Origin of the sequence: Streptomyces sp. NPDC015242, from assembly GCF_043079125.1 — a bacterium.
GTDB lineage: Bacteria > Actinomycetota > Actinomycetes > Streptomycetales > Streptomycetaceae > Streptomyces.
Map to the genome: position 1 here is coordinate 1116927 of NZ_JBIBUF010000001.1, position 11101 is coordinate 1128027.

Sequence of the window (11101 nt, forward strand, 5' to 3'; positions counted from 1 at the left end):
CCACCCGTCACGAACCGTCACAATCAAAGAGAGCGAGACCGACAGACATGGACGAGAACACCCGCTACCAGGTGCTGCGCAACGACGAGGAGCAGTACTCGCTGTGGCCCGCCGACCTGGAGGTCCCCGCCGGCTGGCAGCCCGTCGGCAAGGAGGGCACGGAGGCCGAGTGCTCCGCCTACGTCGACGAGGTCTGGACCGACATGCGCCCGCGCAGCCTGCGTGAGCGCATGGAGAACGCCCGGGCCTGACGCGCCCGCGCACTCTCCCACGGGCCGGGCCGGGGCGCCCGACAGCGCGCCCCGGCCCGGCCCTCGCCCGCCTGCCCTTCCCCGGGAGCCCTCATGACACCGGTCCTGCACACCGAACGCCTCACCTTCCGCCCCTACCGCCCCGAGGACGAGGACGCCTTCGTGGCCCTGCTGCGCGACGAGGAGGTGTGCCGCTGGATGGGCCAGGAACGCGTGCCCGAAGCGGACATCCGCACGCTGTTCCGCGCCATCCTCGACGACGTCTACCCCCAGCGCCGGTTCGACGTGTGGGGGCTGTGGCAGCAGGACGTCTTCGTCGGGCACGCCGAGGTGAAGAAGACGGGCAACGTCGACGGACACGAACTGATAGCCGCCCTGGCGCCCGCCCATTGGGGCCGCGGCCTCGGCACGGAAGTGGTCCGCGGCCTGCTGCGCCACGCCGCCGCCAACCTCGGGCTGAAGGAGGCCTACGGCATGGTCGGAGCCGGCAACACCGCCAGCCTGGCCCTCTGCCGCCGCCTGGGCTTCCGCCACGTCCGGGACGTGACGGGCGACGACGGGGAGGTGACCAAGGTGATGGTGATCGCGACAACGGAGGCGGGATGATGCGGGCCGGACGCCGGTGAGGGCGGCGTGGTGCGTCACGGGGGCCAAGGGCGCCGAGGCGTCTCCTGGGCGACAAGCCACCGAGAAGGGCGACCTCGCCGACGGTCGGGACACGCCCGCCGGGGCAGACGCCTCCCAGAGGACGTTCCGGCCCGCCGGGACGCGGACATGAGACACGTGTGAAGCCGGCGAGAGGACGACCGAGCATGACGAGCACGCAACAGGCCGCAGCCCCCGCCGTCGAGCAGCCGGTGCTCGACGACCTCCGCCGCCGCCTGCGCGGCTACCGCCCGGTCGACGTCCCCACCGGTTTCGGATGGGCGCGCGGTGTCGACGGCGACTACCTCGCGGACCTCATCTCCTACTGGGCCGGCTCCTACGACTGGCGCGAGCACGAAGCCCGGCTCCGCGCCCTGCCGTGGACCCTCACCGGTCTCCCCGACGCGCCGGTGCGGGCGATCCATCGGCGAGCAGCACGCAGCGACGCGGTGGCGGTGGTGCTGCTGCACGGGTGGCCCGACTCCGTTCTGCGCTTCGAGAAGGTCTGGCCGTTGCTGTCCGACCTCCACGTGATCGTCCCGGCCCTGCCCGGCTTCCCGTTCGCCGCACCTGTCGCCCGCCGCGGCATGTCGTCCCGGGACATGGCCGAAGCGATCGCGAACGCGGTGGCCGGGCTCGGCTACGAGCGCTATGTCGTGTCCGCCGGCGACGTGGGCTGCGACGTCGCCGAGGCACTGGCCGCCGCCCACCCCGACCGGGTCGCCGCCCTGCACCTGACGGACGTGTCGCAGTACCGCTTCCTGGTGGACCCGCCGCAGGACCTGTCCGACGCGGAGCGGGCGTACGTCCGGCACGGTCACCACTGGCAGGCCACGGAGGGCGGCTACATGCACGAGCAGGCCACCAAACCGCACACGCTGGCGGTGGCCCTGGGTGACTCGCCCGCGGGCCTGGCCGCCTGGATCGTGGAGAAACTGCGGGCGTGGACCGACTGCGGCGGCGATGTGGAGACGGTGTTCACCCGGGACGAGTTGCTCACGTGGATCACCGCGTACTGGGTCAGTGGCGCCATCGGCACCTCCTTCACCCCTTACGCCGAGAACGCGGCGAAGCCGGCCGGACGCATCGATGTCCCCACGGCCTTCACGGTCTTCCCGAAGGACCTCGTCAACGCGCCGCGCGAGTTCGCCGCACGCTTCTTCGACGTCCGTTCCTGGACCGAGGAAAGCGCCGGTGGCCACTTCGCGGCCTGGGAGTGCCCTTCGGCGTACGCTGCCGGTGTCCGCACGGCGGTGGACCTGGCGAGGCAGAGGTATGCGTGATGCCTGAAGGGGGCGGCCTCGCCGCGCACCCACAGAACCGGCGGTGGCCGGAGCCGGCGGAGGCGAGTACGGTCACCTATGACGCGGTGCCGGCCAGGCCTGGATGAGGTACCACTCGGTGACCTCGTCGGGAGCCAGGTCGAAGGCGGTGTCGCGGCCACGGGCGTGGATGCGCAGCATGTAGTCGCCGGGTCCGCGGAACGACAGAACGGGAAGTTCCTCGTCCAGGTCGTCCATGAGGCCGCGGATCATGAGATCGCCGGATGCGGAGTGTGCCGAGACCTCGACGATCTCCTGCCAGTCACCGCTGTCGGGTCGCGGTCGCGATGCGTGGAGGGCGACGGTGACGTCGACGTCGCCGGTGTGGATGCCGGTCAGCACGGTGACTGCACCGTGCGTGACGTGCACCAGACCGTCGTGGCCGCGCTCCCGTCGGGCGCCGCCCAGGTGCTCCTCCTCGTCGCGGATCTCGAACTGGTGGTACTGGACGGGCACGAGTCCGTTGGCCCGCTCGACCTCGTCGCTCATATCTGCTGTCCTCCGGGGACCAAGTGGTGCGGTAGCCCGCCACCATGTCATCAGGCCGACGTCCGCGGCGCACCCGACTGCCCCTTCCAGCCAGCGGACCGCGCACGGGAGACGGCTTGTGAGCGGCGAATTTGAGACGCGGCTATGAGGGAACCGGTCAGGACGGCCCGGACCGTGAGGCCGGCTGCATGGCTCATGCATCACCATGGCACCGTGCGCATCGCCGAACTCGTCCTCAAGTACGTGCAGGCGCTGGCCTGGCCCGCCGTCACGCTCACCGTGCTCTGGTTTCTCCGGGCCCATCTGCGCGACACCATCCAGCGGTTGTCCCGGGTGGAAACACCGGTCGGAGCCATCGAGTTCGCTGCCGCAGCGCGGGACGTACTGCGGCAGTCGGAGACCGGGACGGACAGCAGCGCCGTGTCCGCTCCACCGCCCCCTCCTCCCGTGCGGCAGCGCTCCATCCCGTCGCCTCCGGCGTTCGGCGCCGGTGCGCAGGCGCCTGGTTCCGCGACCGGAGGGAGCGCCCGCGAACCCGGCGATCACGCCGATCACGCCCCGTCAGGAGGAACGGAGTTCGAGCCCCGGCCGGTGCCGCCGGGCGCCGGATACGGCTATCCCGGGCCGGTACCCGCTTCCCCTCCGGCGCAGTACGGCCCCGTGCGGAACGGATACCTCTCACCCACCCGAGGCACTCAACTGCGCGAGGCACGGCACGCGGTGGACGCAGCGCCCGCGGGTGCGGTGGCCACGGCCTGGAACGCGCTGCACGCCCTGTGCACGGACGTCGTCACGGCCGTCGGTTTCCCCGCGCCGTCCCGTCCTTCGGAGTTCGGCGCCCGGCTCACTTCCCTCGGGGCATCCCCGTACACGGTGATGGTCATCGAGCGTCTGCACCGGCTGAGCGAGGACGCCCTGCGCGAGCCGGCCGCCGTGACCGCCAGCGCTGCGCGGGACTACGTCGACGCCTGCCTTTCCGCTGCCCGGGAGGTCGAACGGCTCCGGCAGCAACGGCAGTGGTGACGCGCTGCGCGTGATCGTGATCGCGAGCGCGCGGGCGAAGCGCCGGCCGCACGGCGGCCCGCACTTGACCTCAAGTGAAGTCGAGATACGACACTCGGCGTATGAAGGACACGAACAGCAACGTCATCCTGTTCCACAACACCATGCGCATCACCGAGGGTCACCTGGACGACTTCCGGCGTGCCATAGCGCGGGCGGTGACCTTCGTCGAGGCGCACGGGCCCCAACTCATGGTGGAGGTGTACATCGACGAGGAACGGATGCTGGCGCACAGCTTCCAGCTCTACCGGGACTCCGACGCCATCCGCACCCACTGGCGGTTGTCGGACCCGTACATCCGCGAGGTGATGGAGCACTGCACCGTCCAGCGCTTCGAAGTGTTCGGCGAACCGGACGACGACATCGTGGCGGCCCTGCAGACACCCGACGGCGCCCCGTTCCCCTTCACCATCACACCACGCCTGGCCGGCTTCACCCGCCTCGACGAGAGCAGCCCGGCCGGGCTCAGCCGGTCGTCTTGATCACCCGGGCGGGCACTCCCGCGACGACGGTGTCCGCAGGGACATCTCGTGTGACCACCGCGCCGGCGGCGACCACCGCGCCGGCACCGATGGTCACCCCCTGCGTGATCACCGCAGCCGTCCCGATCCAGACGTCGTCCTCGATGACAATCGGGGCGAAGGAGAGGTACGTGCGGCGCTCGGCCCGGGGCAGGGGATGACCTCCGGTGATGAGGCTGACCTTCGGGGCGATCATGACGCCGTTGCCGATGCTGATGCCCCCTCTGTCCATGAAGGTGCATCCCTGGTTGACGAAGACGTTCTCCCCGAAGGTCGTGTTCAGCCCGTACTCGGTGAAGAACGGTGGATAGATCGTCACCGATTCCGGCAGTGGGCCACCGAACACCAGAGAAAGAAGCTCCTTGCGGCCTTCGATGTCGCTGAACGGGAGCACGTTCAGTCGAGACGTCACATCGGTCACCTCCGCGACGCGCGCCGTGTAGCGTGCGGAATCGGGCGTCCGGACGAACATGACCTGCTCTGTGCGGGTAGACATGCGCTGATTCCACCACCGCGCGGAACAGCGGATCAAACAACCCTGCCCCGCATCGGACACAACTCATGGTTGTGCCCGATGCGGGGCAGAATCGTTCGAGTGGAAGCACACCAGTCACCGGACAGAACCCCGGACGGGCACTTCGTCGTCATCAAGGGACGGAAATGGCGGGCCACCGATCCCGCCGTTCCGGAGGACGTCGCCGCTCGTCTTCGGCGTCACCTCATGTCCGCCCGGCGCGCCGTCCGCTCCGCGACCACTGCGGGCGACGCACAGGCCGAACGGGCAGCGCGCGCACGCGTGAACCGGGCGAAGATCGCGCTGGGCGAACGGGGCACCGCGTGGTGGGAGCAGTCCGAGGCCGAGCGCCGACGACGCTGGGAACGAGGGCTTGAGTCCCTCGACACGGAGGCACAGGGCTGACGCCGCGGGGCGACGACGAGCGACAAGGTGATACCGGGTATCAGGCCGCGAGGAGCTCCTGCTCGCGGTCCGGGACCGTGACCTGGGGCTTCCTGTTCGGCAGGGAGAGCCGGAAGACCTTGCGCCACGCGGAGAACACCTGCTTGGGCAGCGGCCCGGTGACGTACTCCAGCTCGTACTTCTCGAACAGCGCGCGCACCTTCACCGCGACCTCGGCGTACCGGTTGCTCGGCAGGTCCGGGAACAGGTGGTGCTCGATCTGGTGCGAGAGGTTGCCCGTCATGAAGTGCATGGCCTTGCTGCCGCTGATGTTCGCCGAGCCCATCATCTGGCGCAGGTACCACTGGCCGCGCGTCTCGCCCTTGATCGACCGGCGCTCGAAGACCTGCACGCCCTCGGGGAAGTGCCCGCACATGATCACCGAGTGCGACCAGAGGTTGCGGACCAGGTTCGCGGTGAACGTCGCGGCCAGCGTGGGCAGGAACGACGGGCCCGACAGCAGCGGGTGGATCACGTAGTCCTTGAGCACCTGCTTGCGGATCTTGCGGCCCACGGCCCTGGCCCGCGCGCGGAACTCCGGGTTCTTCCGGCGGCGCTTGCTCAGGTTCTTGCCGAGCTCCAGGTCGTAGGCGGCGATGCCGTACTCGAAGAAGCAGGCGTTGAGGAAGTTCCACAGCGGCTGGCCGAGGTGGAACGGGTGCCACTTCTGGTCCTCGTCGACGCGCATGATGCCGTAGCCGAGGTCGTTGTCCTTGCCGATCACGTTCGTGTACGCGTGGTGCAGCTCGTTGTGCGAGTGCTTCCACTGGTCGGCCGGCGAGACGTGATCCCATTCCCAGGTGGTGGAGTGGATCTTCGGGTCCCGCATCCAGTCCCACTGGCCGTGCAGGATGTTGTGGCCGATCTCCATGTTGTCCATGATCTTCGCCACGGACAGGCCGGCGGTGCCGATCACCCAGGCGGGCGGGAACATCGAGAACAGCAGCACGCCGCGGCTGACCAGCTCGAGCTTGCGCTGCGCCGAGATGACCTTGCGGATGTACGCGGCGTCCTTCTCGCCGCGACTGGCGATCACCTCGTCGCGGATCGCGTCCAGCTCGCGGCCGAGCTCCTCGATCTGCTCCGCGGTCAGGTGGGCGGTGGGGTCGATGGCGGTCAAAGTGCTCCTACCGTTCGATGTCACAAGGGCCCGCCGCGGCGGACACGCAGGTCTGGATGAGGACGCCCGGCTCGGCCTCGGTGATCTCGCCGGTGCGCAGGTCGCGGACGGCGCCCGCCTTGAGCGGCGTGACGCAGCCGAAGCAGATGCCCATGCGGCAGCCGGAGGGCATGAGCACGCCGGCCTCCTCGCCGACGTCCAGCAGCGGCGTGGCACCGTCCGCGTCGACGGACTTGCCGGTCGCGCTGAACGTGACCTCACCTCCGTCGCCGGTGACGACGACGCCGGCGCGGAACCGTTCGGTGTGCAGGCGCTCCGGCACGCCGTGCTCGCTCCAGTGCTTCTCGGCGGCGTCGAGCAGGCCCGTGGGCCCGCACGCCCAGGTCTCGCGCTCGGCCCAGTCGGGCACGAGTTCGCCGAGACGGGCGAGGTCGAGCTTGCCGTCCGTGTCGGTGTGCACCTCGGTGAGCCGCAGCTTCTTGCCCGCGACCAAACCGTGCAGTTCGTCGCGGAAGATCACGTCGTGCGGCCGTGGCGCGCTGTGGACCATGACGACGTCGTCGAACGCGGTGTCGCGCAGCATGCCCATCACGGGCGTGATGCCGCTGCCGGCCGTCAGGAAGAGCACCTTGGCGGGCTTGGCCTGCGGCAGCACGAAGTCACCGGTCGCTTGGTCGAGCTGGATCAGCGTGCCCGGTTTCGCCCTGCGGACCAGGTGGTTGCTGACCTTGCCGCCCGGGATCGCCTTCACGGTGATCGTGACACGGCCGTCCCGGCGGTTCGTCGGCGAGGTGAGGGAGTAGGCGCGCCACAGGCGCACCCCGTCGACGTCGACCCCGATCCGGACGTACTGACCGGCTCTGTGACCGCGCCAGCCCCGTCCCGGCCTGATCACGAGGGTCGCGGCGTCACCCGTCTCGGGGTGCACGGCCTCGATCCGCCCACGCAGGTCGGCGCCCGCGCGCAGCGGACTGACCAGGTCGAGGTAGTCCGACGGCAGGAGCGGCGTCGTGACCATCTCCAGCAGTTTCCACGCCCTGCTGCGGAGGGCTGCACTCGTCATGACTCCAGCTTGCTGTGCCCGTAGGCGTAAAGTCCTGACCGCAGGACGTGAATCTGGTGGATCGATTTGTTCGCAGGGAATGAAAACGTGAGTCATGCACTCCGGAGGGTCAGCGAGCTGGCCCTGGATGAGACGACGGTCACCGCACTGCGGGCCGAGCTGAAGACCACGGCCGACGAGGTCGTCCAGGCGATCATCGACGAGGTCCCTCCCTACGCCAACGCCCTGTCGGGCCACATGGGCGCCACCATCCGACGGGCCGTGCGCACCGCCCTGGGACACTACCTGGACCTCGCGAGCGGGAACGCCACAGGCGGCGACGCCGGAGAGGCGGCCTACGAGCTGGGCCGCGGCGAGGTGCGCGACGGCCGTTCGATGGACGCCCTGCTCAGCGCCTACCGCGTCGGCGCCCGCGTGGCCTGGCGATGCCTGGCGGCGGGTGCCGTACCCGCGGGACTGCCCGCCGCCGAGGTCGCCAAGTTCGCCGAGCTGACCTTCGCCTACATCGACGAGCTGTCCGCCGCGAGCGCCGCGGGCCACGCCGACGAACTGGCCGCCCGCGGCAGGGCCCAGGAGCGCCACCTGGAACACCTGGCCCGCGACCTCCTCGCCGGCGCGAGCCCTGACGTACTGCTGACGTCCGCGCAACGGGCCGGCTGGCAGCCTCCGGTCTCCCTGACCGCGGTCCTCCTGCCCGCCGCCCAGGCCCGGCCCGCCTACCGCACGCTCGACCCGGGCACCCTCGTCCTCGACGATCTGCCGGACGCCACCGGGGTGCTGCTCGTCCCCGACGCCGACCGATCGCACCTGCTGCGGCAGCTGACCGACCGCACCGCCGTGGTCGGCCCGGCCCGGCCGTGGACGCGTGTCTCCGCCTCCTACGCACGGGCCGCACGCGCGCGCTCCCTCTCCGCGGACATCCGCGACACCGAGGACCACCTGCCCGAGCTGGTGCTGAGCGCCGACGCGGACGCGTTCGCGGACCTGCGCGCCCGAGCCCTCGCGCCGTTGCGGACCCTGCCCGCCACGACGGCACGGCGGCTGGAGGAGACGCTGCGGGCGTGGCTGCTGCACCAGGGCAGGCGGGAGGAGGTGGCGGCGGCGTTGTTCGTCCACCCCCAGACGGTCCGGTACCGGATGTCGCAGCTGCGGGAGCTGTTCCCGGATCTCGCATCGCCCGAGCGGGTCCTCGAACTGACGCTGGCGGTGGGTCTGCGGGACGGCTGACGGGCACCGTCTCGCCAGGCTGCCACCAGCCGGCCGCATGCGTCCTGTACCGCCTGGCAGCCTCAGGCGGTACAGACCGAGGAGCACGCATACGCCCCGGCCGGGGCGGGCGCATGCGCGCGGACGATGTCGCGGGCCACCCGGCGCACGGCCGTGGCCTCGGGCAGGTCACGGCCGTGCGGGCGCCCAGGCCAGGGCATCGGTGGCCGGCGGAAGGCCGGACACGTCCGCGCAGGTCACGCCGGGCCGTGGGTGGAGCGGGCGGAACGCCGCCGGGGTGAAGGCCACGGCCAGCCCCATGGGAAGAAGAGCCCTCGGGTGGGGACCGTCCGCGCCAGCGGCCGAATTCCGTCACGACGACGGCATTCGGCCAACACTCGCCTCCCTTTCCTCGTGCCGGGCAACCGCGCGACCGGTCCGTTCCTCTCACAGCGCGGGCGGAGCAAACGCCCCTCACGTGACGGCCCCGGCCCGGACCTCGCGGTCGCGCCGTGCCGCCTGCTTCCTTCCCACAGCACTGGAGGACGAGGGAACCATGACCAGAAAGCGCACCGCCCGGCTGCGGCGTACGCTGCTCGCCGGCACCACGGCCGTCGCCGTGACGGCCGTGACGGCCGGCCTCGTGGCCGCGGCGCAGGAGCCCGCGAAGGCCGCGAAGGGACCCAAGCTGAGCCTCGTCGCGGCGACCACTTCGGTCACGCTCACCTCCTGGAAGGAGGAGCCGGGGGTGTACCTGGACCTCGGCACCTACCTCGTCTCCGAGGGGACACCACTGGAGCTCAAGGTGACCCGGAAGTCCTACAAGGACCCGGTGGCCGTCACGCAGACCGTGTACGAGGGCGGCAAGGCGAAGACGAAGAAGCTGCCCACGGGCACCGTGAAGGACTTCTCCGGACTGCCCGGCTTCTCGGAGATCACCCTCACCGACAAAGCAGGCAAGAAGGTCCTCACCCGCAGTGAGGGCTTCTGCCCCAACAACGCCAGCGGCCGCGTGCGCCCCGACGCACCCTCCACCTCCAAGTATCCGGAGAGCTGCCCCACCAATCCCTTCACCCTCGGCTCCGTGTGGGGCATCGAGAAGGGCTGGGCGGCCAACACCTACGCGGGCTCCTACACGAAGCCGGCCCAGCTGCCGGCCGGCGCGTACACGGCGAAGATCGGTGTCGCCAAGAAGTACCGCGACCTGTTCGGCATCGCCGACAAGCCGGCCACGGTCAAGGTGACCGTGGTGGAACGAAGCTTCGAGGACGAGAACCCCAACAGCGCGCTGCGCAGCTCCGCCCAGGCCGGCGAGCACGCCGGGCACGCCACAGGGCATCACACGCCGTCCGCGCACTCCGGGCACGGGCCTGGGCACGCCCCGGCACCCGTTGAGGCCGCCGCGCCGGTCACGAGCGGAGCGGGCCCCTCGTACAACGTGGGCCACGGTCCGCTGAAGGCCGCGCCGCCCGCTCTGCCGTGGGCACTGAAGAAGAAGCAGCAGATGTCCGCGCCGTCGCCGCGGGCCGGGGACACCGCCGGCCAGACCGACGGCTCGCGCCGGGCGCCCGCCCTCAAGCCGCTGTCGAAGCGGCCCGCCGGCAAGCCCTCCGTCCCGGACGTCCCCAAGCCGGACCTGCGTTCGCTGCCGGCCTACGGCATCATCGTCAGCGACGGCGAGAAGGACATCCCGGGCAAGGACTACCTGGCGTTCAGCGCCAACGTCTGGAACGCCGGCCCGGCACAGCTCGTGGTGGACGGGTTCCGCTCGCCCGGCAAGGCCAAGATGGACGCCTACCAGTACTTCTACGACGCCAAGGGCAAGCAGGTCGGCTACACCCCGACCGGCACCATGGAGTGGGACCCGCGCCCCGGCCACGTGCACTGGCACTTCACCGACTTCGCCAGCTACCGGCTGCTGAAGGCCGACAAGAAGGAGGCCGTGCGCAGCGGCAAGGAGGCCTTCTGCCTGGCCAACACCGACGCGATCGACTACACGGTGAAGAACGCCAACTGGCACCCGTTCAACACGGACCTGTCCACCGCCTGCGGCGAGGAGAACTCGATCTCCGTGCGTGAGGTGCTGGACGTGGGCTCCGGCGACACGTACACCCAGGACCTGCCGGGCCAGTCCTTCGACATCACCGACGTGCCCAACGGCACCTACTACATTCAGGTGCTGGCCAACCCCGAGAAGCGCCTGAAGGAAACCAACCTCGACAACAACAGTGCCCTGCGGAAGATCGTGCTCGGCGGCAAGCCGGGCAAGCGGACGGTCACCGTGCCGGCGCACGACCTGGTGAACGCCAACTGACCCCACCACGCCCGGCAGATCGGTGGTGGGGGGGGGGCCCGGGGGGCGCGGGGCCCCCCCCCCCCCCCCCGCCCCCCCCCCCGGGGTGGGGGGACACACAAAGCCCCTATAGGGGGCGGGGGGGCGGTGCAGCGGGCCGTTGGATCTGGC

12 protein-coding genes are annotated in these 11101 nt (G+C 70.6%); 8 read left to right on the forward strand and 4 right to left on the reverse strand.

What is annotated here, in order from left to right:
- Positions 1 to 47: 47 nt before the first annotated feature.
- The 3 genes from ACF07N_RS04855 to ACF07N_RS04865 all read left to right on the forward strand — a co-directional run bounded on the left by ACF07N_RS04855 (position 48) and on the right by ACF07N_RS04865 (position 2179).
- A complete protein-coding gene (locus ACF07N_RS04855; RefSeq protein WP_383336232.1) occupies positions 48 to 251 on the forward strand; it encodes an MbtH family protein in 204 nt (67 codons plus the stop codon).
- A gap of 93 nt (positions 252 to 344) precedes the next feature.
- The gene (locus ACF07N_RS04860; protein ID WP_383588143.1) at positions 345 to 857 is read left to right on the forward strand and encodes a GNAT family N-acetyltransferase; all 513 of its coding nucleotides are present in this window, start codon (positions 345 to 347) and stop codon (positions 855 to 857) included.
- 206 nt (positions 858 to 1063) lie between these two features.
- On the forward strand, positions 1064 to 2179 hold the full coding sequence (locus ACF07N_RS04865) for an epoxide hydrolase family protein (RefSeq protein ID WP_392108398.1): 1116 nt from the start codon (positions 1064 to 1066) through the stop codon (positions 2177 to 2179).
- Positions 2180 to 2251: 72 nt separating this feature from the next.
- Here ACF07N_RS04865 and ACF07N_RS04870 read toward each other — a convergent pair whose 3' ends face one another.
- On the reverse strand, positions 2252 to 2707 hold the full coding sequence (locus ACF07N_RS04870; RefSeq protein WP_392108401.1) for a hypothetical protein: 456 nt from the start codon (positions 2705 to 2707) through the stop codon (positions 2252 to 2254).
- Positions 2708 to 2920: 213 nt separating this feature from the next.
- On the opposite strand from ACF07N_RS04870, the gene ACF07N_RS04875 reads away from it, so the two are divergent.
- The gene (locus tag ACF07N_RS04875) at positions 2921 to 3730 is read left to right on the forward strand and encodes a hypothetical protein (protein WP_392108404.1); all 810 of its coding nucleotides are present in this window, start codon (positions 2921 to 2923) and stop codon (positions 3728 to 3730) included.
- Positions 3731 to 3831: 101 nt separating this feature from the next.
- Positions 3832 to 4251: a hypothetical protein gene (locus ACF07N_RS04880; protein WP_392108407.1), complete on the forward strand. Its 420-nt coding sequence runs from the start codon at positions 3832 to 3834 to the stop codon at positions 4249 to 4251.
- Here ACF07N_RS04880 and ACF07N_RS04885 read toward each other — a convergent pair.
- Positions 4235 to 4762: a DapH/DapD/GlmU-related protein gene (locus tag ACF07N_RS04885; protein ID WP_383336299.1), complete on the reverse strand. Its 528-nt coding sequence runs from the start codon at positions 4760 to 4762 to the stop codon at positions 4235 to 4237. The genes ACF07N_RS04880 and ACF07N_RS04885 overlap by 17 nt on opposite strands.
- Before the next feature lie 123 nt (positions 4763 to 4885).
- Here ACF07N_RS04885 and ACF07N_RS04890 point away from each other — a divergent pair, with 123 nt between their 5' ends.
- Positions 4886 to 5209 (forward strand): hypothetical protein, encoded by a 324-nt coding sequence (locus ACF07N_RS04890; protein ID WP_392108410.1) that lies wholly within the window; start codon positions 4886 to 4888, stop codon positions 5207 to 5209.
- Positions 5210 to 5249: 40 nt separating this feature from the next.
- Here ACF07N_RS04890 and ACF07N_RS04895 read toward each other — a convergent pair whose 3' ends face one another.
- Together ACF07N_RS04895 and ACF07N_RS04900 are read right to left on the reverse strand one after the other, a co-directional pair.
- Entirely contained in the window at positions 5250 to 6368 is a 1119-nt protein-coding gene (locus ACF07N_RS04895; protein ID WP_383336297.1) for a fatty acid desaturase family protein, read from the reverse strand.
- A gap of 7 nt (positions 6369 to 6375) precedes the next feature.
- Complete coding sequence (locus ACF07N_RS04900) at positions 6376 to 7431, reverse strand: ferredoxin reductase (RefSeq protein WP_392108413.1); 1056 nt, start codon at positions 7429 to 7431, stop codon at positions 6376 to 6378.
- An 87-nt stretch (positions 7432 to 7518) separates the two neighbouring features.
- Between ACF07N_RS04900 and ACF07N_RS04905 the strand changes: the two genes are divergently transcribed.
- Positions 7519 to 8658 (forward strand): PucR family transcriptional regulator, encoded by a 1140-nt coding sequence (locus ACF07N_RS04905; RefSeq protein WP_392108416.1) that lies wholly within the window; start codon positions 7519 to 7521, stop codon positions 8656 to 8658.
- A gap of 535 nt (positions 8659 to 9193) precedes the next feature.
- Positions 9194 to 10951: a lysyl oxidase family protein gene (locus ACF07N_RS04910; protein ID WP_392108418.1), complete on the forward strand. Its 1758-nt coding sequence runs from the start codon at positions 9194 to 9196 to the stop codon at positions 10949 to 10951.
- The last annotated feature ends 150 nt before the right edge of the window (positions 10952 to 11101 follow it).